Origin of the sequence: Sorangium sp. So ce448 (assembly GCF_051520915.1) — a bacterium.
Classification (GTDB): Bacteria; Myxococcota_A; Polyangia; order Polyangiales; family Polyangiaceae; genus Sorangium; species Sorangium cellulosum_B.
Map to the genome: position 1 here is coordinate 5,857,286 of NZ_CP150343.1, position 26,604 is coordinate 5,883,889.

At 72.7% G+C, this 26,604-nt stretch carries 21 protein-coding genes; 9 read left to right on the forward strand and 12 right to left on the reverse strand.

Going from position 1 to position 26,604, the window contains the following annotated elements; translation table 11 throughout:
* Nucleotides 1-28: 28 nt before the first annotated feature.
* Entirely contained in the window at nt 29-496 is a 468-nt protein-coding gene (locus WMF45_RS22075; protein WP_437301589.1) for a type II 3-dehydroquinate dehydratase, read from the reverse strand.
* Nucleotides 493-852, reverse strand: coding sequence for a roadblock/LC7 domain-containing protein (locus WMF45_RS22080; RefSeq protein WP_012236555.1), 360 nt, complete (start codon nt 850-852; stop codon nt 493-495). Before WMF45_RS22080 ends, WMF45_RS22075 begins: the two co-directional genes overlap by 4 nt.
* Before the next feature lie 625 nt (nt 853-1,477).
* Between WMF45_RS22080 and WMF45_RS22085 the strand changes: the two genes are divergently transcribed.
* A complete protein-coding gene (locus tag WMF45_RS22085) occupies nt 1,478-3,364 on the forward strand; it encodes an aconitase family protein (protein WP_437718831.1) in 1,887 nt (628 codons plus the stop codon).
* Between the two features lie 86 nt (nt 3,365-3,450).
* Here the strand turns inward: WMF45_RS22085 and WMF45_RS22090 are convergent, their stop codons facing one another.
* Together WMF45_RS22090 and WMF45_RS22095 are read right to left on the reverse strand one after the other, a co-directional pair.
* The gene (locus WMF45_RS22090; RefSeq protein WP_437718832.1) at nt 3,451-5,535 is read right to left on the reverse strand and encodes a hypothetical protein; all 2,085 of its coding nucleotides are present in this window, start codon (nt 5,533-5,535) and stop codon (nt 3,451-3,453) included.
* 24 nt (nt 5,536-5,559) lie between these two features.
* Nucleotides 5,560-6,657 carry a hypothetical protein gene (locus WMF45_RS22095; protein ID WP_437718833.1) on the reverse strand — a complete coding sequence of 366 codons (1,098 nt, stop codon included), beginning with the start codon at nt 6,655-6,657 and terminating at the stop codon, nt 5,560-5,562.
* 167 nt (nt 6,658-6,824) lie between these two features.
* Here WMF45_RS22095 and WMF45_RS22100 point away from each other — a divergent pair, with 167 nt between their 5' ends.
* Entirely contained in the window at nt 6,825-8,252 is a 1,428-nt protein-coding gene (locus tag WMF45_RS22100) for a sulfatase (protein WP_437718834.1), read from the forward strand.
* 37 nt (nt 8,253-8,289) lie between these two features.
* Here WMF45_RS22100 and WMF45_RS22105 read toward each other — a convergent pair whose 3' ends face one another.
* Genes WMF45_RS22105 through WMF45_RS22115 form a run of 3 tightly spaced genes read right to left on the reverse strand, consistent with a single transcriptional unit; the run spans nt 8,290 to nt 10,405 of the window.
* Nucleotides 8,290-9,270, reverse strand: a complete 981-nt coding sequence (locus WMF45_RS22105; RefSeq protein WP_437718835.1) for a hypothetical protein — start codon at nt 9,268-9,270, stop codon at nt 8,290-8,292.
* Between the two features lie 50 nt (nt 9,271-9,320).
* Complete coding sequence (locus tag WMF45_RS22110) at nt 9,321-9,731, reverse strand: hypothetical protein (protein WP_437718836.1); 411 nt, start codon at nt 9,729-9,731, stop codon at nt 9,321-9,323.
* A complete protein-coding gene (locus tag WMF45_RS22115) occupies nt 9,728-10,405 on the reverse strand; it encodes a hypothetical protein (protein ID WP_437718837.1) in 678 nt (225 codons plus the stop codon). Before WMF45_RS22115 ends, WMF45_RS22110 begins: the two co-directional genes overlap by 4 nt.
* A gap of 190 nt (nt 10,406-10,595) precedes the next feature.
* On the opposite strand from WMF45_RS22115, the gene WMF45_RS22120 reads away from it, so the two are divergent.
* Complete coding sequence (locus WMF45_RS22120; RefSeq protein ID WP_437718838.1) at nt 10,596-11,141, forward strand: hypothetical protein; 546 nt, start codon at nt 10,596-10,598, stop codon at nt 11,139-11,141.
* Nucleotides 11,142-11,219: 78 nt separating this feature from the next.
* Here WMF45_RS22120 and WMF45_RS22125 read toward each other — a convergent pair whose 3' ends face one another.
* Nucleotides 11,220-11,375, reverse strand: a complete 156-nt coding sequence (locus WMF45_RS22125; protein WP_020736650.1) for a hypothetical protein — start codon at nt 11,373-11,375, stop codon at nt 11,220-11,222.
* Nucleotides 11,376-11,756: 381 nt separating this feature from the next.
* Nucleotides 11,757-13,067 (reverse strand): A/G-specific adenine glycosylase, encoded by a 1,311-nt coding sequence (gene mutY, locus WMF45_RS22130; RefSeq protein WP_437718839.1) that lies wholly within the window; start codon nt 13,065-13,067, stop codon nt 11,757-11,759.
* Between the two features lie 136 nt (nt 13,068-13,203).
* On the opposite strand from mutY, the gene WMF45_RS22135 reads away from it, so the two are divergent.
* The 4 genes from WMF45_RS22135 to WMF45_RS22150 all read left to right on the forward strand — a co-directional run bounded on the left by WMF45_RS22135 (nt 13,204) and on the right by WMF45_RS22150 (nt 16,575).
* Nucleotides 13,204-13,986 carry a hypothetical protein gene (locus tag WMF45_RS22135; protein WP_437718840.1) on the forward strand — a complete coding sequence of 261 codons (783 nt, stop codon included), beginning with the start codon at nt 13,204-13,206 and terminating at the stop codon, nt 13,984-13,986.
* Between the two features lie 244 nt (nt 13,987-14,230).
* A complete protein-coding gene (locus WMF45_RS22140; RefSeq protein ID WP_012236567.1) occupies nt 14,231-14,737 on the forward strand; it encodes a hypothetical protein in 507 nt (168 codons plus the stop codon).
* Entirely contained in the window at nt 14,734-15,225 is a 492-nt protein-coding gene (locus WMF45_RS22145; RefSeq protein ID WP_012236568.1) for a hypothetical protein, read from the forward strand. Before WMF45_RS22140 ends, WMF45_RS22145 begins: the two co-directional genes overlap by 4 nt.
* Nucleotides 15,226-15,384: 159 nt before the next feature.
* Complete coding sequence (locus WMF45_RS22150) at nt 15,385-16,575, forward strand: phosphodiester glycosidase family protein (protein WP_437718841.1); 1,191 nt, start codon at nt 15,385-15,387, stop codon at nt 16,573-16,575.
* A 37-nt stretch (nt 16,576-16,612) separates the two neighbouring features.
* Here WMF45_RS22150 and WMF45_RS22155 read toward each other — a convergent pair whose 3' ends face one another.
* Both WMF45_RS22155 and WMF45_RS22160 read right to left on the reverse strand, forming a co-directional pair.
* A complete protein-coding gene (locus WMF45_RS22155) occupies nt 16,613-18,796 on the reverse strand; it encodes an ATP-binding protein (RefSeq protein WP_437718842.1) in 2,184 nt (727 codons plus the stop codon).
* A gap of 25 nt (nt 18,797-18,821) precedes the next feature.
* Entirely contained in the window at nt 18,822-21,353 is a 2,532-nt protein-coding gene (locus WMF45_RS22160) for a hypothetical protein (RefSeq protein WP_437718843.1), read from the reverse strand.
* 321 nt (nt 21,354-21,674) lie between these two features.
* On the opposite strand from WMF45_RS22160, the gene WMF45_RS22165 reads away from it, so the two are divergent.
* Nucleotides 21,675-23,180: a serine/threonine protein kinase gene (locus tag WMF45_RS22165; protein ID WP_437718844.1), complete on the forward strand. Its 1,506-nt coding sequence runs from the start codon at nt 21,675-21,677 to the stop codon at nt 23,178-23,180.
* 26 nt (nt 23,181-23,206) lie between these two features.
* Here WMF45_RS22165 and WMF45_RS22170 read toward each other — a convergent pair whose 3' ends face one another.
* Nucleotides 23,207-24,286, reverse strand: a complete 1,080-nt coding sequence (locus WMF45_RS22170; RefSeq protein ID WP_437718845.1) for a hypothetical protein — start codon at nt 24,284-24,286, stop codon at nt 23,207-23,209.
* A gap of 252 nt (nt 24,287-24,538) precedes the next feature.
* Here WMF45_RS22170 and WMF45_RS22175 point away from each other — a divergent pair, with 252 nt between their 5' ends.
* Entirely contained in the window at nt 24,539-26,410 is a 1,872-nt protein-coding gene (locus WMF45_RS22175; RefSeq protein WP_437718846.1) for a protein kinase domain-containing protein, read from the forward strand.
* Nucleotides 26,411-26,604: the final 194 nt, after the last annotated feature.

Consider the following 26,604-nt stretch of genomic DNA (forward strand, 5'->3'; position numbering starts at 1 on the left):
GCCTTTCAACCAGAGTGACGGCGCATGTTCAACCTCTTTCGTCGGATCGCAGCTTCTCCAGATGCCCGATCAGCCCGATCAGCCCCAGGACATACGAGCTCGGACCGAAACCCGCGACGCGCGCCATGCACGCAGGCGCGATGCGGGAGCGACGGCGGAACGGCTCACGGCCGTCCGGGTTGGAGATGTGCACCTCGACGGTAGGAAGCGCGCTCGCGCGGATCGCGTCATAGAGCGCGATGGAGGTGTGCGTGTAGGCACCTGCGTTGAGGAGGATGCCGTGGAAGCCGCGATCGCCAGCGTGGCTGATCGCGGTCACGAGCTCTCCCTCGCAGTTCGATTGCATGCACGACACCGAGGCGCCGCGGGCCTTCGCGGCCTCCTCGACGGCGCGGTGAACGTCATCCAGCGTGGCCGTGCCGTAGATCGCTGGCTCGCGCTTGCCCAGTCGATCGAGGTTCGGCCCGGAGATGACCGAGATGCTGAAGCCGCTCAGGCGAGCTCCTTCAGCAGCACCGGCACCTTGGTGCGCAGGAGGTACCGGGCCTTGCCGATGTTCGCGTCGGGCGTCATCGAGAAGGCCACGAAGTACGAGTTGTTCACGACGCGGATCAGGGTCGTGACCTTCTCCGCCTGGATCGCGATCTCGGCGGCGTTGCCCGCGTCGAGCATCTCCGCGGCGCGCTGGATCGACTTCAACACGACGCTGAACTCCGCGCCGATGGTGGTGATGTCGAACGCGGCCCCCGGCTTGGAGTAGCTGTCGACCGGGATCCCCTCGAAATCCATGAGAAGGGTCGCGATGCCGCCCTCGGTGTTCTCTACGACTTCCTTCAGCACGGCCTGGAACATGCGCCGAGATTACCCAAGCGCGGCACGATCGGGAAAACAAACGAACCTGGCCCGGCATCTCGCGCCGCAGCCCGGGAGCGCCGGCGCTCCTCATCGTCGCCCGACCCGCTCGGCCACGCACGGCCAGGCCGATGGCGACCGGGCGCGCGCGGCCAGGCCGATGGCAGACGGCCGCGCACGGCGCTGGCGATAGATGGCGCTGCGCGGCAGCGCCGCGAAAGCTCGTAACCGGCCGCCTGCCATCGTGGACCAGCACGGCAGGCGCGGCAGGCGCGGCAGGCGCAACTGGCGCAACAGACGCAGCACGACGCGACAGACGAAGCGCGGCGAAACGTTGGACCGGGCGGGCGCTTTGCCTCTTGCATCCTGGTCCCAGCCGGGCGATTCCCGCCCCTGGGGGCCCGCTCCAAAGCACGCCTTGACCCTCGTCCAGGCGAGCGGCTAACGTGCGGCCGTTCTTTCGCCTCGCGGCAACGTCCGGAGGCGGATCCCACCGGCGCGTCTCGCCGGGGGGCCGACGTCAAACGTGGTCGGGAGCGGCGTGCGCCGCATCCGCCATCTCATCAAGAAAAACAAGGACGGCCCAACATCTATGCGTGCTCGAGCCGGGGATCCCCCCCGCACGATGCCCCAGAAGATCCTTGCCGGGCGGGCGACGGATCCTCAGCTGCGCGGTGATCTCGTCCAGGTCAAGGTCGACCAGGTGATCCTCTCCAGGGCGCCGTCGCGCGCGCTGGCCGAGGCCATCGCCACGGGCATGAAGAAGACGCCGGTCGAAGTCGCCGTCGCCTACGACGGGACCTGCGTGGCCGACGCGAGCTCGCTCGCGGATATCGACGAGGGCAGCCCGCACTCGGTGTCGCCCGAGTTCCCGACCTACAACATCCCGATCGCGCGGCCCGGCATCGGGTTCCCTGCGCCCGTCCACCTGGAGCGCTTCGCGGCGCCGGCGCGGCTCGCCCTCACGGACGACCCGCGCCTCACGACCGTCGGCGGCATCGGCATGCTGTCGCTCGTCGTCTCGCCGAGCCAGCTCGGGCAGGCGCTCGCCACGGGCTCGGTCTGGCTCCGGCCGCCCCGCAGCGTGCAGATCCACCTCTCGGGCAGGGTGCGGCCCTTCGTCTGCGCGCGGGACGTCGCCCTCGAGCTGCTCCGCAGGAACCTCGACGAGGTGGTGCGCCGCATCGAAGGCGAGCACCACGCGCCGGTGATCCTCGAGTTCGCCGGGCCGAGCGCGCGCCTCCTCTCCGTGGGCGACCGCGCGGTGCTCTGCGGCATCGCGCCGCAGGTCGGCGCGGCGGCGGCGCTCTTCGTGAGCGACGAGAAGACGGAGGTCTTCCTCCGCGATCAGCGCAGGTCGAAGGCCCACCGCGCGCTCGTGCCGGACCCGGGCGCGCCGTGCGAGGAGGTCGTCTCGATCGATCTCGGCACGGTCGATCCGCTCCTCATGGACGAGGAGGGCGTGGTCCGGCCCGTCCGCGATCTCGCCGGCAAGCCCGTGGCGCAGGTTGTCCTCGGGGGCGACTCCGGCGTGACGTTGCGCGACATGCTCGCGGCGGCGCTGCTGCTCAAGTCGAAGCGCGTCCCGTCGCGGCTCGACCTGCTCGTCGCGCCGCCGTCGCGGCAGGTGCTCGAGGTGCTCGCGCAGTCGGGCGCGCTCGTCGATCTCGTCGCGACGGGCGCGCGCATCGTCGAGCCCGACAGGCGCGTCGTCACGTCGGAGATCTACCCGCCGCCGCCCGGCAGCCTGTCGCTGCGCACCGCGGATCCGGAGCCGCGCATCGCCGGGGCGCCGTCGTTCGTCGTGGCCTCGGCGGAGACCCTGGCCTACGCGGTGGCCACGGGCGCGGTCGGCGATCCGCGGTCGTTCAAGCGGCCGGTGCGAGTGACCGTGCCGCGGGCGCTGCCGACCGACGACGTGCTGATCCTCCGCGACAAGAAGGGGGAGCAGGTGAGCACGAAGAAGCCGCCGCCGGCGCCGGCGGCGGTGCCGTGGAAGGGGCCGCTGACGCTCGACGTGCTCGCCGGCGTGCCCAAGGTGAACGGGCACGCGGCGGTCGGGGCGCGCGGTCGCGCCGCCCCTGCGCCGGTCGAGGCGCCCGCGGCGGCCGCCGCGGAGCAGCAGGGGCAGGCAGCGCCGGCCGAGGGCAAGCCAGCCGGCGGCGTGGCGCTCGTCCTGTCGACGCTCGACGAGGTGCGGGCGGTCGCGGAGCGCGCGACCGATCTCTCGACGGTGCGCGCGGTGGTCGCGCCCTTCGTCCCGAGCACCGCGGTGTCGGCGTTCGCGAGCGAGGGGATCGCCACGTTCCTCGTCGGCACGGAGGCCCTCGGCAGCATCAAGGACCAGAAGAGCGTGGAGCTCCCCGCCCCGGCGCAGTGGGGCGATCGCGTCGCGGCGATGTTCGGGAGCGAGCGCGTCGAGATCGCCTGGCTCGCGACCGGTATGGAGCGGAGCTGGACCCACGCAGGCACCGTGCGGCAGCCGCCCAGCGCGAGCAAACCAGCCAGGTAGCCGGGCCGAGATCCCGGTGGCAAGGCCGCCCCCCACGGGAGCGGGAGCCGCCTTCCACCGGGAACCGCGGAGCCGGACAGCTGCGCTCAGGGAGCCGCGCGCACGGGGGCCAGCGGGGCGAGGAGCTTGATCTCGTTCGTGAGATCGCGGAAGCGGATCTGCTGCTCGTTGATCTGCATCTCGAGGACGATGACGCGCTTCGTGATCTCGTCGAGGCGCGCCGACGCCTTCGCGAGCCGATCGGTGAGGTCACGTCGGAGCTCGTCGGCGGTCTTGTTCTTCTCGATGGCCCTGAGGTTCTGGCGGAGCTCGTGGCTCTGCTGCTCGAGGCGCTGCTGCTCGGCGAGGATCCTGTCGCGCTCGTCGATCGCCGGGCGGAGCTTGCCCCGGATGTCCCAGGCCTGGCCGAGCTGCTTGGCCACGGCCGCGTCGGCGCGCGGGTCCTTCAGGTAGCCTTGCACCGCGTCGTCGGCGAGCTGGTCGAGCCAGTCGATCTGCTGCCGGAAGAGCCGCCGCTCGTCCACGTCGAGCACCGCCGTTCCCCGCCGCGGCACGTCGATCGGCACGAGCGCGCTGCCCGTGCCGACGTTGTCCTCCGTGCCCTTCGGGGGCGCGTGCAGCCGCGTCCCGTGCAAGCGCGGGTGCTTCACGAGCGTCCTCGCCGCGAGGTCGCCGCCGTTGCGGACGGCGTACTTCGTGTGCGTGACCCAGTCGCGCTCGATCTCGAGCGCGCCGCCCTCGATCTTCGCGAGGCGCGCGCCCTCCGCGCTCTCCTCGCGCGTCGTGTCGACGGCGAGGCCCCGCTCCAGCGCGAACGGCACCGTCGTCGTGGCCCCCGGCGGCAGCGGCTCGACCATGCCCTGCCCCAGGAACGCGCCGTTCTCGAAGACGGCGATGGGGCCGCGCTCGAGGAGCCCCTTCGTGTCGTTCGTGAAGCGCGCCACCCGGAACGGGTGAGAGCTCGACGCGGGCACGCCGCCGTCGGGCGCGAACAGGAAGATCGACTCGCCCGGGACCTGCCGGGCCAGGAGCAGGACCATCGTCGCGCTCTTGTCGGGGATGTCGACAGGGAACGGGATGTCGTAACGGGTCGTGCCCGCCTCCATCGCGACCGCGGCGAGCGCGCTCATGTTGCGCGGCGGAGAAGGGTTCATCGCCATGGGCGGCGGCGCCGACACCGGCGCTGACCGCTTCAACTGCGGCCCCGCGTGTTGCCCGCCGGCGCGCGCCTCGTCGCGGTCGCTCAGCTTCGGCATCGGCTTCGCGGCGGGCGCCGTGGCAACCGCGCTCGGCCTCGCGGACCGAAGCCTGCCGCCGCCCTTCTCCATTTCGGCCTGGGCCTCGTCCGCGAACGCGTACCCCTCGCCGTCGTCGCCCGGCGCCACGGGCGCAGGCGCGACGGGCGGCGGTGGCGGCGGCGCGGCCTCGGTGGCCAGCGTCGTCTCGCTCGTCGGCACGGACGCGATCACCTCGCCCTGATCGCTGACGACAGGGCGCGGCGGGATCGCCGCCTGGTCGAGCGTCGCCTGGAACGCGAGCGGCGCGCCCGCCACGAGCGACAGCTTCACCCCCTTCCAGTCCTCGCCCGAGAGGTTCTGCACGATGCCCCACGCCTGGAGGTGCGCCTGCTTGGAGTCCGCGCGCGGCGCTGCGCCCTGCGCCCCGCCCGCCCCCATCACGAGCCGGTACGACGGCCTCCACACCGGCGTCTCCGCCACGTAGCCGACCACGAGATCGTGCTCCCGCCCGTCGAGGGTGAGCTTCACCTTCTCGTGCTCGTCGTCGCGCTTCTTCGCCGCCGCCGCGCCCTTGTCCTTCGGCGCCGGCATCGGCGTCACCTCGGGCCCGAGCTCATCCGGCGCCTCTTCCTCGCCGGATCCGTCGTCGACCTCGACAGGGAACGACGCGCTCCGGACGCTGCTGCCGCCGGCCTCGATGACGGCGAGCGTCGCGAGGAAGTCGCCGACCTTCTCCTTGCGGACCCGGAAGGTCACCTGATCGGCGTCGATGAGCCCTCGGCGCTCGAAATACGCGACGCCGTTCCTGTAGATGACCACGCGCCGCAGCGCGAGCCCCGAGGCGTCCACATCGGGGCCGCGCGCGCAACCGGCGAGCAGCGTGAGAGCGAGGAGCAGGCCGGAGCCCGCCCGCGCGACGTCGTTCCGTCTCATGAATGTCCCTGGGTTTCGCTTGCGTCAGCTGTCGGAGGGCGCCGCCGAGGCGCGGCGCCAGTCGGGCGGCAGGTCGAGAAAGCCCTCGTTGCAGAGGAACTCGTAGAGCCCCTCGCAGACCTCGCCGCAGATCATGCTGAAGAGGTGGGGATCGGTGATGAAGAGGATCGTCTCGTCGCGCTCGGCGCCCGCGGTGTCGGCCAGCTGGGCGACCAGCTCGTCCTCGGCGAAGCCGACGAGCATCACCATGAGGTGGCGCTCGAACGCGGCGCGGAAGCGGGGGAACGCCTCGCTCGTCAGCTTGTACGAGTACGCCCTGCCCTCGAACGTCCGCGCGTCCTGCACGACCCGCGCGGAGATCTCGCCGAGGCTCTGGGCGAGCTGCACGCTGAAGAAGTCGACGAGCACGGCGTGGACCACCGAGACGATGCGCCTCAGCTCGCTGGATCGGCGCGCGAGGAAGGCGTCCTGCATGTCCTTCGTCAGCTTCGCGAGCAGCTCGAACGACTGCTCCCGCGCGTCCTCGGACGCGAACTCGAAGCCGTCGAGCTCGGCCTCTATCCGGTTCTTGTAACGGGTCAGCACGTAGAAGAGCGCCTGCTCGCCGTGGTGGATCACCTTCGGCGCGCCGTCGCGGCCGCGCGTCTTCTCGTGGAGCTCGGACTGGAAGAACAGGCGGGCGAGGTTCCTGTGGATCTTCTTGAGCCGCCGCTCGACGAGCAGCGAGATGCCGTCCTCGCGGATGACCCGCTCGAGCAGCGCGCAGAGCGTCTTCTCGTGCGCGTCGCGGATCGCGTCGCGGTTCTTCGCCCCGCGATCCCCGGCGCCCGCCGACGCCTGGATCACCTTCAGCTGGGCGACGACCTGCGCGGTGACCGCGTCGAGCTCGGGGTTGGTCTCGAGATCGGCGCGGTAGTGGACGATGCGGGCCTGCATCTGCTCCTCGAGCAGGCCGAGCGCCATCTCGGTGATGTGATCCTTCAGCGCCTGGCTGACGTGCTCGCCGACGCGCCGCGGCGCGTCGGGCGGGAGCGGCCTCGGCGGCTCGTACGCCGGCCTCCCCCCCGGTTGCGATCGGCCCGTGGGCGGCAGCGGCGGAGGGTTCCGAGGGACCGGGGCCATGACCCGACAGCATAGCGGAACTCGCCCGTGGTGTGCGCTTTTGGCGGAGCGGCGCGAGTCGGAGTAAGACGGCGGCCATGCACGCGGCCATGCACACGCTCGCTTCAACCATGTGCGCCTGGGGACCGGAAGGCCCTCGGGCGCCCTCCTCGCCGGCCCTCTCGTCCATGGCGCCCCCGCGCCTGGATCACCGGCGCCTCGCGGCGGCGCGCCTCGCGGCGGCGCTCGCGCTCGCGCTCGCCAGCGCCGGAGCGGGCTGCTCTCGCGACGGCGACGGCCAGCCGCCCCCCGCGCGCACGCCGGAGCCCGCGGCACGGCAGGAGCCCGCGGCGGCGGCGCCGGCCACCACGACAGAGACCGCCGGGACGACCGCCGCGACGGACAGGAAGGACGGCACCGCCGGGGCGCCGGCAGGGCAGCGCGAGAGGTTGAACGTCCTCGTCGTCTCGATCGACAGCCTGCGCGCGGACATGCCGTGGAACGGTTACGAGCGCGACATCGCGCCCGTGCTCACCGCGTTCGAGAAGAAGTCGGTCAGCTACACCCGCCACTACGCGATCTCGTCGTACACCTCGATGAGCGTCGGCGGCTTCCTCGCCGGGCGGTACCCGAGCGAGGTCGATCGCAGCGGCTACTTCTTCGGCAACTACCCCGACAGCGTCGTCATGTTCCCGGAGCTCCTGCAGAAGGCCGGGGTGCGGACGATGAGCGCGCACGCGCACTTCTACTTCGACCAGAAGGCGGGCTTCCGTCAGGGCTTCGACGTGTACGAGATCGTGCCGGGGCTCTCGGCCGACAACACGACCGACCGGAACGTCACGAGCCCGGGGCACCTCGAGCTCGCGATGAAGATGCTCTCCGACAAGGCGAACACCTCGGGCACCTTCTTCGCGTACTTCCATTTCCTCGATCCGCACGACGTGTACATGACGCACGAGGGGATCCCGACGTTCGGCAAGCGCGCCCGCGACAAGTACGACGGGGAGGTCAGGTTCACCGACATGCACGTGGGCAAGCTGCTGGACTTCGTGGCGCAGCAGCCGTGGGCCAAGGACACGGCGATCATCGTGACCGCGGACCACGGGGAGGCGTTCGGCGAGCACAAGATGTTCCGCCACGGCTTCGAGGTGTGGGACGTGCTCACCCACGTGCCGCTGATGATCCAGGCGCCCGGGATCACCCCGCGCCGGATCGACGTGCCTCGCAGCTCGATCGACCTGGCGCCGACGATCCTGGAGCTGACCGGCGCGCCGGCGGAGCCGTCCTTCCCGGGCAAGAGCCTGGTGCCCGAGCTCCACGGCGCGACGCCGGAGCCGCGCGACGTCATCGTCGACCTTCCGCGCACGAGCGACAACGACCGGCGCAGGGCGCTCATCCACGGGCAGTACAAGCTCATCGCGTACGGCGACGACGACGCGTTCGACCTCTTCGACCTCGTCGCGGATCCGGGGGAGACGAAGGATCTCAAGCGAACGCAGGCGCCGGTCTTCGAGGAGATGAAGGCGCTCTACAAGGAGCGCTCCGCGGCCATCAAGGACGTGTGTCCCAAGAACACGGCGAAGCTCAAGGGGAAGAAGAGCAACAAGCGGTGCTAGCGCGCGGGGCGGAGCGCCGCGCTGCAGAGGAGCAGCGCTAGCGCGCCGGCGGGGCGACGGTGAGCGTCACGACATCGTCCTCGCCCTCCTCGAGCCCGGCGCGCGCCACGAGGCGGGCGCCGTCGCACTCGAGGTGGATCACGACGGGCGCCACCGCCTGGCGGCCGCACGACGGATCGCCCGAGACGCGCGCCGCGAAGGCGCTGCGCGCGAGCTCGACCGCCAGGGCGATGCCTCCGATGCGGCCCATCGCGTCGTCCGGGGCGACCTCGCGCGCCGAGCGCGCCTCCTCGAGGCGCGTGAAGAGCGCAGGCCCGCGGATCGCGACCTCGATCGGGCGGCCCGCCGCGTCCTCGAGGACGGCGACCTCGATCTCCGCCTGGCGCGGCGCGCTCTCGCCCTCGGCCGTCACGACGAACCAGAGCGGGATCCGCTTCGCGCAGACCGCTGCGCCCGGGCCCGCGCGCTCGTCGGCGGGCGCGCAGCGGGGAGGCGGAAGCGCCAGGCTGAACGGGACGATCACCTCCGCCGGCGCCTCTGCGAGGGGCCGCCCCCAGGCCCCCCTGTCCAGGAACCGGCGCAGCCACGCGGTGACCTCCTCGCCGACCCGCGCGCGATCCGCGCGCTGCCTCGCGAGCTGCGCCTCCGTCTCCTGAGCGGCGCGCGAGAGGACGTCGCCGGCGCTGCGCTCGCGGACGAGCTCGCGCAGCCGGTGGGTCGCCTCATCGCGGAACGCGCCCCTGGGCAGCGTCGCGAGGTACGCGGTGAGGCCCGCGGCCGTCCTGCGCTTCGCCGCGTAATAGATCGGTTCGGCCTGCGTGAGGTACGCGCGCACCTCGCCGGCGAAGGCCCCGCGCGGATGGCGCTCCAGGTAGGCCGACGCCGCCGAGAGCCGCCCCTCGAGGGTCCTCGAGACGCGCGTCGCCCGGTACGCCGCGTAGTCGTCGTAGCCCGCCAGGAGCGCCGGCTTCGAGGCGCACCCGGACAGGACCGCGACGAGCGCCGCGAACGAGAACATCCGAGCGGAGGTCGCAAGGCACCGGCTGGAAGCGACTGCGCCACGCCCGCTCATGGCGCCTCTTCCAGTGGGCAAAAATTGCACTCGGTCGGGGTCGACGCGCCTTCGTCGGCCATGTGGCCGCGGTACTCGTCGCAGCTCGCGAACTTGAGCTTGTGCAGGCACACCTCGCCGTCGTGGACCAGCGGATAGCAGCCGGCCGGGAGCTCCGGCGCCGCCTCGAAGGCGCAGGCGGCGTCGCAGACGCGCGTGCGCAGGCCGCACTCGTCGCACCGGGCGCAGTCGATCTGCGCCTTCAGGGCGAAGAACTTGTACGGGTCGAGCTCCTCCGGCGCCTGCCCGCAGCTGCCGATGTCGCCGACCACCGGCGCGATGCCCACGAAGAGCAGCAGCGCCGCCACGCCGGCGATCTCCTTCGCCCGGGGGCGCCCGCCTCGACGCTCGCGCTCCGGCAAGCTCATGGCAGGAGCTCGTGATCGATCATGAGCCCGAGCTGCGCCGAGACGACGGGGTAGACGGTGTACGCCGCGTCGTACGTCGCGGCGCCATAGAAGAGATCCCCGACGATCTCGCCCGAGAGCGCGACGCCCGCGAGCAGGGAATACCCGAGCCCCAGGGCGAGCTCGCCTCCGACGTTCACGTCGGGCTCGATCAGGATCGCCGCGCCGAGCCGCCCGTACCCGAGCACGCGCGAGAGGCCGCGGTAAGCGACGAAGTAGCTCGGCGTGAGCGACTCCTGCGGGACGCCGCCGACGGCGACCGAGAAGCGCAGCGCCCCGCCGTGCTGAACGCCGTCGGCCGGCCCCAGCGCGAGCGCGACCCCGAGATCGAGGTACCCCGCGGTGAGCGAGAGCGACTCCGCCGTATCGCCGAGCTGCGTCTGCAGGCGGTAGGGGTTGTTGAACCGGATCCCCTTCCCCATCGCGACGGTCGACACGACCCGCCCCGCCGTCCCCGGCGGCCGCGCGAGCGCGCGGTACGCATCGAGCTCGGCGCCGCCGCGATCCTCGCCGGGCAGCGGCGCCGCAGCCCCCTCGGCGCCGCGGTCCGCGGCGGGCTGGGCCGCGGCTGCGCGCCCCGAGGACGCCCCGAGCAGAACCGCCACCAGCGCGAGCCCGGTCCGGAGTTCCAGCATGGCCACGAGCTTTCTACCCCGAGGCAGCGCCCGCTGGCACGCTCAATTGCGTCCCGGCCGCGCGCCGCGCGAGCCTCGCCGCGGCATCGGCGCCCGGCGACGGCGCCGCGCGCCCCCCGGCACGGCGCTCGCCACCGCTGCGTATCCGCCCGCTTCACCTGCGGACCGGACCCTGCATGGTGAGACCACCGTGAGCAATTCAAGCACCCGAGGCAGGCAAGGCACCGCCGCACAGCCGTCGGCGCTGCGCGCGCCGCGCGCCAGCACGACGCGGCGTCGAGAACGAGAAGATCGCAGCGAACCGGGAAGGCCAGCCGCGACGTGGGCGGGCGCGAGCGAGCTGGACGATCCGTTCGTCGACATGCTCGACGCAGCGGCGGCGCCGCCGCTGCGGGGCAAGGTGAACCCGCGCAGCGAGATCAGCGACGTGATCCCGACGCTCGACGACGAGGTCCGCGGCTACCACCACCACCCCAACGACGCCGGCAGCACCGAGTTCGAGGTGAACCCCGACGCCGCCGACGCCGCCGCCGATCTGGCGAGCGACCTCGGGGCTGAGTTCCTGGAAGGCGCGACGAGGGGCCAGGACATCAGCGACGTCGTGATGTCGCACGACGACGACGACGGCGATCTGCCCTATCTCCTGGAAGACGAGGACGTCGAGTCCGTGGAACCGGACGCCGAAGCAGAGGACGAGCAACCGGTGACCCAGCGGATGCGGCGGCACGCGGGCTGACAGGCATCGCGCGCCGCGCGTGACGGCCCGAGGTCGCGGCGCGCCGTCATGCACGGCGCGCGACGAGGTCGGGCCCGGTCACGCCTGACCGAGCACGGGCAGCTCCGCCACCACCTCTCCGTCGATGCGGATGAAGGCCAGCAGGCCTTCGTCCTCGTAGGCCAGCACATCGAGCACGATCCGCTCGCACAGCGGCAGCACGTACAGCGCTCCGTCGTCCGCCATCACCGTCATGGATCGCACAGGTGCACTCGCCGTGGGCAGCGTCTCTGTGGTCCGTCGTCGCGCATCCATGTCGCTTGAGCTCCCAGGCTTGAATCGAGCTCCGGCCACCGCCGGCGCCGCGAGGCTAGAGGGCCTGCCCGTCATCTCACCAAGCGCCTTCCATGCCACGACGTTGGCGCAGCAGCGCCCGGGCCCGCGGCGTTCCACGGCGACATATGGCTTTCGCCCTGGCCCGCGCCGCTGCGTCGCTGCGGCTCAGCCGCGAGCGGCGCCGCTCCCCGCCCGCAGCGGAGCCCGGCGCGCCCGGAGCGCCGCAACCCCGCGATTTCGAGCCGTCTCCGGCCTCGCCGACGGCCGAGGCGCGCAGGCGTTCTGCCCGCCCGCGCGCGGTCATCGCGGTCTTCGCGCCGTTCCGGCGTCCGGCGCCGATGCCGCGGACAGGACCTTTCGCGCGAGCTTGGAAACGCCGATATCCAGCGCGCCCGGATCGAGCCACGCCGCCTTCTCGTAGGGGGAGGCAAGCTTTGCCCGGAAGCGCCAGGGGGCCGCCACCTCGGCGCGCGCCACCGTCACGTCGAGGCGCCGGTGCGTGAGGATGTGGCGCACGCGGCCGACCTCGCGGAGCGCCGCGTCACGTGTGACGCCCACCAGCTCCAGGAGCGCGCGGGCGTCCGCGAGCGAGCGCGCCTCGACCATGGGCGGCTCCCAGAGCCCGCCGAAGAGACCTCCCTCGGCGCGCCGGACGAAGAGCACCCGATCGCCTGACCGCACCACCGCGGCGACCATCGCGACCGCCGGGACGTCGCGTTTCGGGGCGATCACCGGCAGCTCCGCCTGCCGCCCCGTGGCGCGCGCGACGCACGCGCCGTCGACGGGGCAGGCATCGCAGCGGGGATTCCGGGGCGTGCACACGGTGGCGCCGAGCTCCATCAAGGCCTGGTTGAAGCGTCCGGGATGGACGTGGTCCGCCGAGCCCCGCACGAGGCGTTCGGCCGTCGACCAGAGCTTGCGCGTGCCCGAGGCGCTGCGGATGTCGTCGTCGATGCCCTCGATGCGGGAGAGCACCCGGGCGACGTTGCCGTCGACGAGCGGCACCGGCTGATCGTAAGCGATGCTCGCGATCGCACCCGCTGTGTACGCGCCCACGCCGGGCAGGGCGAGCAGCGCGGAGACGTCGCGAGGGAGCGCGCCGTCGTGGCGCGTGGTCACCTCTCGCGCGGCGAGGTGGAGCACGCGGGCGCGGCGGTAGTAACCGAGGCCGCTCCAGAGCGAGAGCACGTCGTCTATCTCGGCGGAGGCCAGGGCGAAGACCGTCGGGTAGCGGGCGAGGAAGCGCTCGTAGTACGGGATCACCGTCTCGACGCGGGTCTGCTGGAGCATCACCTCGCTCAGCCAGATCGCGTAGGGGTCGCGCGTCCTTCGCCACGGCAGGTCGCGCGCGACGCGGCCGAACCAGGCCTCGAGGGCGGCCGCGATCTCCCGGTCGCGCTCGCCCGGGTCCGGCGCTGCGGGCGGAGGGGCGCCAGCGCCCTGCTCACCGGACGGGGCGCGGCGGCGCGGGGACCGCAGCCGCGCCTGCTCATCCTCGCCCCCGCTTGCACGGCTGCGCGCGGGCTGCTGGTCTGCGCTCGCACGGCTGCGCGCGGGTCGCTCGTCTGCGCTCGCGCGCTTGCGCGCGGGCGGCCGGGACGTCGTGCTCACGCGCGAAAGGCCCTGCCCCTGCGCTGCCGGCGCGGATCGCCGAGGTCGCACGGATCGCTGAGGTTGCGCGGCTGCCGCTCGCGGTGCTCAGAAAACGCTTCCATCGCGCGGGACTCTAGCGCAAGAGCCGACCGCGGTGTCGTCCCGGCGCCCCTGCCCACCCCAGCTGCTCCCTCGGGCAGCGCGCCTCTGCGCCGCGCTGATCCTCGGGCTCGTCGCGCCTGGGTGCCGCGACGAGCCGCGCCCCTGGGAGGGCAAGCCAGGCCCCCCGGTCGTGCTCTCGGCAGCGCCGCCGCACCCAGCCGCGACGATCGGGACCGGCGGGCTCGCGGACGCCGACGCGGGACAGGGCGAGGGCGACGCCGGAGCGCGCACGGATCTCGATCTGCCGGTCCTGCCGGTGCGCGTCGGCGGTCCCTGGGTACGCTGCTATGGGAACTTCAGGATCAGCGGCGATCCGCTGAAGGACGTGACGCGCCTGTCGCTGCTCTGCGGCCCGGAGAACGGCATGCGCCGGATCTCGCCGAAGCCGATCGAAGGGCAGGTGGCCGAAGGCGGCGCGATCGTCACGGAGAAGCTGCAGGCGGTCCGGGGCGCGTGTTACCGGGTGTTCGCCGTCGGCGGACCGGGGGTCCTCAACCTGGACGTCGCCGTGCGGAGCAGCCGCGGGGCGATGATCGCGAGCGACGGCACCGAGGACGCATGGCCGATCGTCCAGCCGGATCGGCCCTTCTGCCCGCTCGAGGACGACAACGCCACCGTGGAGATCAGCGCCCGCCGCGGCAGTGGCCGGTTCGCAGCGGAGGTCTGGATGCTGAAATCCTACAAACGAGCTCGCCAAGGAGACGCCAGCGCGGAAGCGGGAGAGGACGAGACGTACGAAATGAGCAGCGAGACGGACGCCTACGAGGAGCTCTGAGCTGGCGCCGCCTCGACCATCGCCCGATCCATGGACATCGCGGGCGCACGGTTTCCGTCCGGGTCACTGCAGTGTCCGCCGCCGAGCGATCAAAGGCAGAGCTTTCTCGTCTGCCGGACGCGCGCGAAAGGCTCCCCATCGTCATCAAAATCCGGCAGATCCATGGACCATGGCGCGACGCCGGCACCCTGCACGCACCCCTGCATTGACGTGGCCGCCCCGTCCCGCTAGGGGAGCCCGAGCCATGGCCGACGACACCGAGCCGCTCCGCGAGGACGAAGGGGACAAGGTGGAAGGCGAAGGCGAGAAGAAACGCCTCTTCGAGCGCGCTATCCCCGAGATCTTCAAGCGCGTGGTCGAGCGCGCCGTCGAGAGCGGCATCGACAAGCTGAGCGAGGGGCCCGAGAACCTCCGACACTTCGTGGGCGACCTCAAGCTGCCCAAAGAGGTCCTCCACTACCTCTACACGCAGATCGACGAGACCAAGAACGGTCTCTACCGGGTCGTCGCCAAGGAGATCCGGGACGTGCTCGAGCACACCCAGTTTGCGGACGAGATCACGAAGGTGCTGACGAAGCTCTCCTTCGAGATCAAGACCGAGATCCGCTTCATTCCCAACGAAGCGGCCAAGAGAGACGACAGCCAGGACGAGCCGAGGACCGGGTTGCCGAAGCCGGAGGTCACCGCTCAGGTGAACGTCAAAGACCGAAGCAAAGAGACCGGGCGAGACCGGCGCCGTGAGGAGAAGTGACGACGAAAAAGCTTAGGACAGGCGGCGAAGTCGACGCCTGGTGCACCAAGTGCCGCCTCGACCTTACCCATCGGATCATCGCGATGGTCGGCGACGTGGTGAAGAAGGTCGAGTGCAAGACGTGCATGTCGCACCACCTCTACCGCCAGCCGAAGAGCGAGCGGGAGAACCGCGCGGCGGCGCGCGCCTCCGCTCGGAGCAGCAGCGAGCCGCGGGCGGCTTCGAGCTCGCCGCGCGGCGGCGGCGCGGAGCGCCTCACGGCCGCCCAGCGCGCCGAGCGCGATCAGACGCTCGCGTGGGAGCGCGCCATCGCGGGGCAGCCGTCCGGTGCGTTCAAGCCGTACCGCGTCACGCTGACCTTCGGCGAGGGCGAGCTGATCCACCACAGCAAGTTCGGCGACGGCGTGGTCGCGAAGGTCATCGATCGGGGCAAGATCGAGATCCTGTTCAAGGATGGCCCCCGGACGATGGCGCACGGGCAGCCGTAACGAGCGCCGCGGCGCTCGCTCGAAGCCCGAAACTTGGGGCCGCCCGCGCGATCGGGTAGCCTCCGTATCGCCTTGGACAACCCTTCGCCCCCTTCCGCGAGCGGGTCCCTGCGCAGGCGGCGATCCCGCGCTCGCTTGCCCGAGCGCGCGCTGCGTTGCGTGGCGATCTGCGCGATCGCCGTCGAGGCGCTCTGGTACGGCATCCACGAGGTCCGCGGCTTCGGCCCGGCCCTCGCCGACGGCGTGCGCGCCGTGGTCGGCCCTGCGCCAGTCGCGTGGGCCGAGGATGTGGCCTACGGCGTCGCCGATCGGCTGAACCGGGCCATCTACCGCGACGCGGCCCCGAAGACCTTCTGGGAGCCCCCGCCCGCCGTCGCCGCGGAGGCCGTGAAGAGCGCCGACGGCCCGGAGGCGGAGACGGTCACGTCGCCCGCCTCGTTCCAGCCGCCCTTCTCCGAGGTCGCGGCCACGGGTGACGGCGTCTGGACGCCGATCGCCGACAGCGCCGCCCGGCCCGGCGAGGCGCAGGTGCTCTGGAAGAGCGTCGTGCACCCCGACCCGAGGCGCGTGTTCGCGGCCATCGCGGTGGTGGCGATCGATCTCGGGCGCGTCGATCTCCGCCTGGTCGCGGGCACGAAGGAGCCGTTCTCGCCGGACATCCCGGCAGAGCGGCGCCCTGGCGTCGTGCCAGGAGGCCACGCCGCGGAGCTCGTCGCCGCCTTCAACGGGGGCTTCAAGGCGATGCACGGCCACTACGGGATGATGCTCGACGGCGACACGTTCCTGCCGCCGCGCGACAGGGCGTGCACGATCGCGCTCTACCGCAGCGGCGCGGTGCGGATCCGAACGTGGCCCGAGCTGCGCGACGGCGAGGCCCGCATGGCCGCGTACCGGCAGACGCCGCCCTGCCTGGTCGAGCAGGGCGAGCTCCACCACGCGCTGTACGACTCGAACCGGGACTGGGGCGCGACGGTGAGCGGCGAGACGGTGATCCGGCGCTCGGCGCTCGGCGTCGACGCGACGGGCAAGCTGCTCTTCTACGGGCTCGGCGAGGCCGTCACGGCCCGCAGCCTCGCCCGCGGGATGAAGGCCGCGGGCGCGCACGACGTGGCGGAGCTCGACGTCAACCACGCCTACCCGCGCTTCCTCCTGTACGGTCGCGGCGCGGACGGCGCGGGTCCGCGCGCCAGCTCCGCGCTGATCCCGGACGTGCAGTTCAAGCCCGAGGAGTACGTCGCGGAGCCTGCGCAGCGCGACTTCTTCTATCTGCGACGCCGCCGGCCGTCGGCGCCGCTCGGGATCGCCGATCCGGCGCCCGAAAGCGACGCCCTCGAGCGCGGCGGGCGGTGACCACCTGCCCTCGCCGCGCCCCGAAGCGCTCGCGTCGCTAACGGCGATCGAGCAGGTCGCGCAGGCGCTGCGCGAGGGTCTCGGGGGTGAACGGCTTCTGCAGCAGCGCGAGCTCGCGATCGGGCTCGGCGCCCGAGAGGACGTCCTCGGCGTAGCCGGAGATGTACAGCACGCGGGCGCGCGGGTGGATCGCGACGGCGCGCTCGGCGAGCTCGCGGCCGTTCATGCCCGGCATCACGAGATCGGTGAGCAGGAGATCCACCGCGTCTTCCCCCTCCCGCGCGAGCATCGCCAGCGCTTCCTCGCCGCTCGCGGCCGAGAGCACGCCGTAGCCGCGCCGCTCGAGCACGTCGACGATGAGCTTGCGGACGGCGTCGTCGTCCTCGACGACGAGCACCGTCTCGTCGCCGCCCGCCGGCGACGGCCGCGCGCGAGCGGGCGCCACCTCGGCGCGCTCCTCGACGCGCGGGAGGTAGACGCGGAACGTCGTGCCGCGCCCGAGCTCGCTCTCGACCTCGATGAGCCCGCCGCTCTGGCTCACGATCCCGTACACCGTGGCGAGGCCCAGCCCCGTGCCCTTGCCTCGCGCCTTCGTCGTGAAGAACGGCTCGAACAGGTGGGAGAGCGTGTCGTGATCCATCCCGTTGCCGCTGTCGGTCACCGAGAGCACCACGTAGGGGGGGCCTCCAGCGGCGGGCGCGTCGTCGTCGTCGCGCTCCGCTGGCGCGAAGGACCTCGCCGCCGGGCTCTCGCCGGGCTCGCCCAGGGAGGTCTCGACGACGAGCTTGCCGCCCCTCGGCATCGCGTCGCGCGCGTTCACGACGAGGTTCAGGACGACCTGCTCCAGCTGGCTCTTGTCCACCTTGATCGAGCCGAGATCCCGGCCGACGTTCGTCTGCAGGTCGATGTCCTCGCCGATGAGGCGCTGCAGCATCGTCTGCATGTCGAGCACGACCGCGTTGACGTCGAGCACCTCGCGCTGCAGCGCCTTGCGGCGGCTCATCGCGAGGAGCTGCCGCGTGAGCGCCGCGGCGCGCTCCCCGGCCTTCGTGACCTGGAGGGCGTCGCGCCGCAGCGCGCTGTCGGGTCCGAGGCGGCGGATGAGGAGCTCGCCGTAGCCGAGCATCACCATGAGCATGTTGTTGAAGTCGTGCGCGATGCCGCCGGCCAGCCGGCCGAGCGCCTCCATCTTCTGCGACTCGCGCGAGCGCTCCTCGCGCTGCCGGAGCGCCTCCTCGGTGCGCCGCCGCTCGGTGATGTCGCGGACGAGGACGAGGACGTGCCCCTCGAGGAACGGCATCACCCGCGCCTCGACGTGCCGCTCTCCGCCGGCGCTCGCGACGGCGTGCTCGAGCGCGACCACGGCGCCCGCCTCGTGAGCCTCCTGGCTCGCGCGCTCGAGCCGCTCCCCGAGCTCCAGGGGGAGCACCTCGGTCATGCGCTTGCCCGACAGCGCCTCCGCCGCGACGTGGAGCTCGGAGAGCCGGGGCTGGTTGTAGTCGACGATCTGCAGCTCGGCGTCGAGGCGGAAGCAGAGATCGGGGATGGCCTGAAATAGCGCGCGGAGCTCGCCCGCGGCGCGCGCGCCCTCCCGCTCGGCGCGCCACCGCTCGATGCTCTGCCCGATCTGGCTGCCCACGGACGCAAGGACGCGGAGCAGCTGCTCGTCGCCGCGGTGCGGGGCGCGGCTCCTCAGCTCGATCACCCCGGCGACGCGGGGGCCGCACGGGATCGGGACGGCGCACGCCGCGCGCTCCCAGCCCGGCGCGCGCGCGGCATGCTCGACGACGTCGACGACGCCCGCGCTGGCGCGGAACACCGGCGCGCCGCGCCGGAAGGCCTCGCCGACGAGATCGGACTCGGCGACGAGGGTCGACCCCTCGCGGAGCACCTCCGCGAGCGCCTCGCGATCGCCGTGCGCCGCCGACCGGGCCGCGACGCAGCGGAGCGCGCTCGCCCTCGCCGCGGACCGCGGCGCGTCGCCCGCGGCGCTCGGCTCAGGCTCCGCGAGCCAGAGCGCGGCGACGTCCCAGCCGAGGTGGTCGATCAGCGCGGCGAGCACGCGCGGAGCAGCCTCCGCGAGCGAGGCCGCCTCGCACAGCGCGCTCGTCGTCGCGAGGTGCGCGGCCAGCCGGGCCTCCGCCTGATGGACCTCGGCCAGGCCGCCTGGCGCTGCACCGGCGTGGACCTGTCCCTCGGGATCGAGATCGTCGTGTCGCACGTGAAGCCGCGGAGCCCCCATGCGCTCAGCCGCCGGTCTTCTCTGCGGCGCCGCTCTCGAGGTGGACCGTCCAGCAGACGGCGCCGGAGGCCGGCTCACCGCCGGGCGGCCCCACGCTGATCTCGGCGCGGGCCGGCCCGACGGCCCGGACATAGAGCCGCTGTCCGACGGCGCCGCGCCCGAGCGCGCAGACCGCGCGGCGCACGCGCGGATCGTCCGCCGCGACCTCCCCCTCGTCGTCGGCGGCCATGAACAGGAGCTCGACCTCGGGCTTCAAGCAAGCGCCGACCTCCCGCCAGACGTCGTAGTCGACCGACGGATCCAGGACGTCGGCGAGCTGCCCGTGGCGGGCGCGCCCGACGCGGTAGCGGAACGCGTCGCGCTTCTCCGCGCGGAGCGTGGCCCCGATCCGATCGAACCGGAGCGACAGCGCGCCGAGCGCGGCCGCCATCTTCACGGTGGGCGCGCCCAGGTTGGCCTTGTCCGGCTCCTTGAAGCGGTGCACCTGCACGCCCGCCGGCAGCACGCCGGCGAGCAGCTCCGCGAAGCGCTGGTTCATCCCGAGGCGCCCGCCGAGCAGGATCCGGAGCCCCTGGTAAGGATCCGGCTCCCGCCCGATCTTCGCCACAGCGCCCTCGAGGTGCCGGCGGACCACCTCGACCCCGTCCCGGAACCACGCATCGAGCGCGCCGACCAGCGCGCCGCGCTCGATCGAGAGCGGCACGACGACCGGCTCCCCGTCGAGCCCGACCAGCGAGAGCCGCTCCGCGACCGTCGCGTTCGGCCCCCCCTCGAGCAGAGGCCGCAGGAGCTCCTTGAGCGCCCACGCATTGGCGCGCCCATCGGGGGACGGAGCGAGCAGATCTTCCGCGCCGTCGATCGGGTCCTCCTCGGGCGGGCGCTCGAAGGGGATCCGGCGATCGCGCATCGCGGCCTGGCTGGACGAGTACACCCTGTAGGCGATCCGGTGGAGGAGCCGCTCGCCCCCGAGCCAGGGGATCGCCGTGGGATCGAGGTACTCGACCATCCGCTCCAGCCCCTGCGCGGCCTCGTGCGCCTTCGCGCTCCGCAGGAGGCCGAAGGCGAGCCCCGCCTCGCTGGCGCCGGCGTCGATGACGCAGAACGGGACGCCGCCGTCCCGCGGCTGGATCCCGAACATCCGGAACGCCTGGACCGCATAGGCGATCGCGGACGGCCCCCCGTCGACGACCTGCAGGCCGTCGAGGTCGTGGTACTCGCAGAGGCCCGCGGGCAGGCTCCGGAACATGCCGCGGCGGAAGGCGACGAGAACGCTCTCGCGGCGCTCGGGCGACCAGCCCGTCGGCATCGTGATCGCGTAGCGCGTGGAGAGCCCCCGCGAGCGCTGGTTCAGGTGCAGGCCGACGTAGTACGCGTAGAGCTCCAGCGGATCGAACGGGTCGTGCGCGCCGATCCCTTCCTCGTCGATGATGGGCGGCGCCGGCTTCTTCAGCGCCTCGGTCGTGTCGGGGTCGCTCCTGCCCCGGAGGCGGAACGGCTCGCCGCGCTCGGTCCGCTCGCGCAGGAGCGGGAGGGCCGGCAGGGAGGCCGCGGCGCGCTCGTGGACGTCGGCGCCCGGCCGGACGCGCATGTCGCGCGCTGCGTGCCCCACGAGGACGTCGCCCCAGCGCGTCATGGGCAGGATCACCCGATCGCGCCAGGCCTTCGTCGTCCGGGCCAGCGCATCGAACGCCACCTCGCTCGGGTTCTCGTTGTCGGCAGACACCCGGAGCGGCGCGTCGGCGCCGATCCGGACGAACTCGGCGCCCCCGCGCTCGCCTCGGACGGCGACGACCGTCGACGCCGCGCCGACGTCCACGGCGACCCAGTCGGCGCGCACGTCGAGCCGCGGATCGCGCCGCTTCACCTCGGGCGGGATCGGATCCTTGTCGGTCTTTCCAGTGCGGCGGTGCAGCCCGACCACGCGGCCCTGTCGGAGGATGGCGATGGACGTCGCGCCGAGGAAGCGCGCGCCGGTCCAGAAGCCCTGCGCGGGATCGACGAGCGTCGTCCCCTTCACCGGATCGAGGTTCGCGACGACCTTCGGGAAGAAGTCCGCGATGTGCTCCGGCGAGGCCACCCCGTCGTAGCGCTCGACCTTGATCGGCGGCGAGTAGTAGTTCTGGAGCCCTTCACCGTAGATGCGCGGACTGACCTGGATCAGCTTCAGATAGGGGATCGGGCAAGTCTGCTCGTCCAGGCGGAACTCCTGGTAGAGCGCGGTCGGGGCGATCGTGTTCTCCATCTCGGGCGCGATGCGAGGCACGCTCGCGCTCATCTCGGTGCCGAAGTACATGAACTTCGTGCCGGCGCCCCCGGTGAATGCGGCAATCCTGACCTCGTTGAACGTCGCCTGCCCGACGATGAGCGGCGGTAACGCGATCACGTAATCGAGCACCAGCGTCGTGAGCCAAGGTTGGTCGAAGAGGCGCGATTCCCAGCGCATGACGAGCGTCGGGAACGCGCGGCCCTCGAGGGAGACGATCTTCTCCGCCTCGCGAACCAGCGCACCATCGACGGACAGCTCGTAAACCGGCATACGTGGGCGACGTTATCACGAAGATCCCCTGCGCCGGCCCGGGGATCGCGGGAGCGGGGCGTTCGTCGTCAGGCGCTCGGGCGCTCAGGCGCTCAGGCGCTCGGGCGCTCGGGCGCTCAGGCGCTCAGGCGCTCAGGCGCTCAGGCGCTCGGGCGGCCGCGCGCCCACGCCATCGATCCGCGTTCCTCGTGTGGGGCGTCCACGCCGCACGGCGGCGGGTGAAGGCGACGCCCGTCGTCGCACTGCGAGGGCGTAGGCCGGCCTCGGGCGACCGTGCTAGCCTGGCGGCGTGATTTGCTTCTCCGGACCGGGAACGCTGTCATGAATCCGTTGGTCGGCGAGATCATCGACGGCAAGTACCGGATCGTCCGGCTGCTCGGCCAGGGGGGCATGGGCGCGGTCTTCGAAGGCGAGAACCTGCGCATCCGGCGCCGCGTCGCCATCAAGCTGCTTCACGCGAACATCTCGAGCCAGGCCGAGTCCGTCGCGCGCTTCGAGCGCGAGGCCCAGGCCGCGGCGCGCATCGGCTCCGATCACATCTGCGAGGTGCTCGACCTCGGCGTGCTGCCGGACGGCACGCGGTACATGGTCATGGAGTACCTCGAGGGAGAGACCCTCGGGGCCAAGATCGAGCGGATGGGGCGGCTCGGGCCCGAGCTCACCGTGCCGATCATGGTGCAGGTGCTCGAGGCGCTCGGCGCCGCGCACGCCGCGGGGATCATCCACCGCGATCTCAAGCCCGACAACATCTTCGTCATCCCGTCGAAGGCCGGCCTCAGCAACTTCGTGAAGGTGCTCGATTTCGGCGTCTCGAAGTTCTCGCCGCTCGCCGGCGCGGAGATGAGCATGACGCGCACGGGCGCGGTGGTCGGGACGCCGTACTACATGTCGCCCGAGCAGGCGCGCGGCTCCAGCCCCGTGGATCAGCGGACCGACATCTACGCCATGGGCGTTCTGCTCTTTCAGGCGACGACCGGTCAGGTGCCGTTCGATGCGGCGACCTTCAACGAGCTGCTCTTCAAGATCGTGCTCGAGCCCGCCCCCCTGCCCCAGCAGCTCGTGCCCGACCTCGACGCCGAGTTCTCCGGGATCATCCAGAAGGCGATGGCGCGCGAGCCGGGGAGCCGCTTCCAGAGCTGCGCGGAGTTCAAGAACGCGCTCCTCGCCTGGGCCGCAGCGCGGCCCAGCCTGGCCTTGCTGACCACGGGACGGACGTCCTTCCCCCGGCTGTCGCTGCCGTCCCAGCCCGAGACGGCCACCCCTCCGCCCACCCGCACCGAGGCGCCGTGGGGTGGCCAGAATGCGCCGGCCATGCCCGGCATGGGCCAGACGCCGCAGCTGACCGCGAACTCGTGGGGCGCCTCGTCAGGGGTCACGGGCCGCTCGACGCGCCCGCCGTCCAGGATGCCGATCCTCGCCGCGATCGCCGGGACGGCCAGCTTGCTCGGCGCGGGCGTCGCCGTCTGGCTCGCCTTCGGACACAGCGGGACCACCGGCGCGGCGACCGCGGATCCGAGCGCGGTCGCCGCGACGGCCATCCCGGCGCCCTCGCCCCCGCCGCCCCCGCCGGCGACCACCCCGCCGACCGAGCCGATCGTCACCGCGAGCGCCACGGCCACAGAGCCCGCTCCGCCCGTCACCGCCGAGCCCATCGCGGCGCCGACGGCCTCCTCGGCCCAGGTGAAGCCGCCTCCGCCGCGCCCACAGCCTCCTCAGACGAGGCCATTGCCCGTCACGAAGCCGCCGCAGACGACGCCGTCGACGAAGCCGAGCACGTCGCCCCAGAAGCCGCAAAAGCCGGGGGTACCCGGCGACTTCGGCTACTGACGCCGGCGCCACACAGAGCGCTCGGCTCAGAACGCGCCGCGCACCCCGAGCCCGGTCGGCGTCACGTAGGGGGCGATCCACGCGGAGCTCGAGGGCTCCGGCTTGGACGTCAGCTCCAGTACGAGCAGCGTCACGCCGCCGGCGAGCAGCACGCCTCCCCCGATGAGGCCGACCGCGCCGATCGTCTGCTGTGACGCAGCATCGGCGTCGAGCGACTTGATCTGGGCCTGGATCGCCGGGCTGCACTCACCGCCGGCAAGGCTCTGCGATTCGCACCCATGCGTGGCGCTGAGGTCGTTCGCTTCTTTCTGCGTCCCGCTGCTGTTGGCCAGGAACACCGAGCCCACCACGACACCGCCGAGCCCGAGCGCCGTGGCCGCGATGCCTCCGCCCAGCATCGCCGCGTTCGTCTTTCGCTCCGAGGTGCCAGGCGGGGCGGCAGGGGGGACCTCGGTCTGCCCACCGCCCCAGGTGCCCTGCCCCTCGACCGAGCCTCCCGGCGGCGGGACCACGGCCGGGCCTTCCGGGACCGGGATCTTCAGCTCTTTCCGCTCGCCGTCGCCGACGGTGACCCCCTGCTCGATCGGCGCGAGGCCCGGCGGAACCACGGTGACCACGTGATTCCCCGGATCGATCGGGCGATGCACGCCGAGCAGCGCGTCCGCGACCGGCTGGCCGTCCAGCTTCACGCCGATCTTCCGGCCGGCGGCGCCCTCCAGCGCGATGCGCAGCGACGCGATCCTGGGATCGATCGCGGCGAGCTCCTCCCTCGCGTCCTGCTGCGCCCTCTTGAAGGGAGACGGCGCGGTGGGCGGGAGCTCCTCACGGACAATCCTCAGGTAGGTCTCCTTCGCAGCGACGAGCCGACCGAGGCGCACCTGTGCGCGCGCCATCAGCAGGAGGTGCGTCGGAGCGTGCACGAGCGCCTCGGCGCGACCCAACAGATCGATCGCCTCCTCGAAGCGGCCGGACGTGAACGCTTCGGCGCCCTGCGTGGCCAGCGACCGGGCCGCTGCTCTGTCCTGGTCCGACTGCGCAAGTGCCTCGCCTGTCGGGAGCAGCAGGAACAGCGCCGCAGCGAACGGAACGCATCGTCTCAAGAGCACTCAGGCCTCCTCGCGCGCCACGCTATCACACGCCGTCGACAACGGAACAAATCAGCCCTCGCGGCGCCGCTGCCCGGGCGGAGGCAGGGTTTTCCCGGGCGAAATGCGCGCGGCGCGCGGGCCGCTCGGAGCCGCGCCGCGAGCGCCGGCGCAGGGCGCCCGCGGCGCGGCCGCGCCCGACGCTCCGTGTCGCGGCCCCTGTGAACCGTCCGCACAGCGCGATGGCACCCATTCTGCTGCGTGGAACGCGCCATGGAATGCCTCCGCGCCTCCGCGCCCCTCGACGCGGGACTCCCGTCCTCGGAGCGATTCCTCAGGGGACGCCTTCTCGGGGGGCGGTACCTCGTCGAGCAGATGATCGGCGCCGGCGCGATGGGGCGCGTCTACCGCGCGCGGCACCTCGGGCTCGGGCGCGCGTGCGCGGTGAAGGTCATCCACGAGCGCGTCGCCGCGCAGCGCGTGGGCGGCGGAGCGAGCCACCGCGTCTGCACGACGCGCGTCGCGGCGTCGCCGCGCGGAGAGGGCGCCGCCCACCGAGGATCGAGCGGCGTGAGCGAGAGGTCGCGCTCCGACGAGAGGTCGCGCTCCGGCGGCGTCCGCGCCGGAGACGCGGTGCTGAGGTTCCATGTCGAAGCGCTGGCGGCGAGCCGGCTCGATCACCCGAACATCGTGCGCGTCCTCGATTTCGGCTGCGAGCCGGTGAGTCTACACGGCGCGCTCGGCGGGACCTCTGGCGGACACGAGGCGGCCCCGCCCAGCCTCTGGTACCTCGTCACCGAGCACCTCGACGGCGAGGACCTCATCGACCTCCTGAACGCCGCGCCGATCCTGCCCCCGGAGCGCATCGTCTCGATCATGCGCCAGCTCTGCTCCGCGCTGCAGCACGCGCACGACGCGGGCGTCATCCACCGCGACGTCAAGCCCGAGAACATCCGCCTTGTGCCCCGCATCGACGACGACGGGGCGCCGTTCGAGCAGGTGAAGCTCCTCGACTTCGGGACGGCGAAGCTGCTCCACGACGACCGGTCCGGCGCGTTCGGCGGCTCGCCCCTGCTCCCCGTACCCGACGAGGACGGCGGCAGGCTCGTCATCGGAACCCCCGCCTACATGAGCCCGGAGCAAGCTGCAGGGCAGCGTGTCGATGCGCGGAGCGACGTCTACGCGTGCGGCGTGCTGCTCTTCGAGATGGCGACAGGGCGGCTCCCCTTCGAGCGCCCTACGCCCGTCGCGCTCGCCGCCGCGCACGTCGAGTCCCCGCCGCCCCGACCGAGCGCGCTCCATCCGGCGTTCGATCCGGATCTGGAGGCGCTGATCCTCCAGTGCCTGCGCAAAAATCCAGATGATCGCCCGCAGAGCGCACGGGCGCTGCGCGAGGCGCTCGGGTACATCGCGCTTCGCCGGGCGCGCTCCGCCGCCGCCGAGCACGCCGCGCTCAGCCGCTCTCCGCGCCCCTCGGAGGGCGCGCCCCTAGCGACGGCGTCCTCGTCGCGCTGGAGGTCCTCCGCGGAGGACGCCGCCACGACGCGCTCGGCGGAGGGCGCCGCCGCGGCGCGCTCCGCGGGAGCCTCGACATGGGTGGGCTATCGCTCGCCGTCTCTGCCGGAGAGCGCGCACCTCGATCGGCCCTGCTCTCCACCGACCACGCGGCGAGACGACTCGCCCGCTCCAACGTGGGTCGGCCATCGCTCCACGCCTTGCCCCCCGGCTGCGCTCGTCGAGGCGGACTCGCTCCCGGCGCCGGACGGCGCGTCGCCGGTGGACGCGGCCCCCTCGCCCGCCGAGGCGTCGCCTCCCGCGCACGCTCCGCCCAGCGCCCAGCGCGCTCCGGCGCTCGAGCCGCTCTTCTTGCTTCGAGCGCACCGATCCAGCGGATCGCGGAGCCTGGTCGCGCTGCGCCGACGCCGGCGCGGGCGTCTCGCTCCGGTCGTGATCGGCACCGTCGCTGCCACGGTGCTCGGCGGATCGCTGTGCCTGCTCTTCAACGCTGCAAGCGCCGCGCTCGCCACGCTCACCTCGCCATCGCCAGAGCGCGGCGGCGAGGCGCCCCCGACCGCCGAGGGGCGGGCGTCGCCGGTGCGCGCCCCGGAGCCGGACCCCACCTGCCCTGCGGGACCGCCACGGTGAACGCCCCAGCCGGGCCGCACGCCGGGTCCGGGAACGACAAGAAGCAGACCGACGGCGAGGGCTGACGCGCGCGCGGTGCGAACGAAGCGCTCACCCCACGCCCCGAGCGCGCCGAGCGCGCCGCGATCCGCGATCTCGCCCGTGCCTCTGCGCGCCGATGTACAGCCGATGCCCAGCGCAGCGCGCCCGATGGC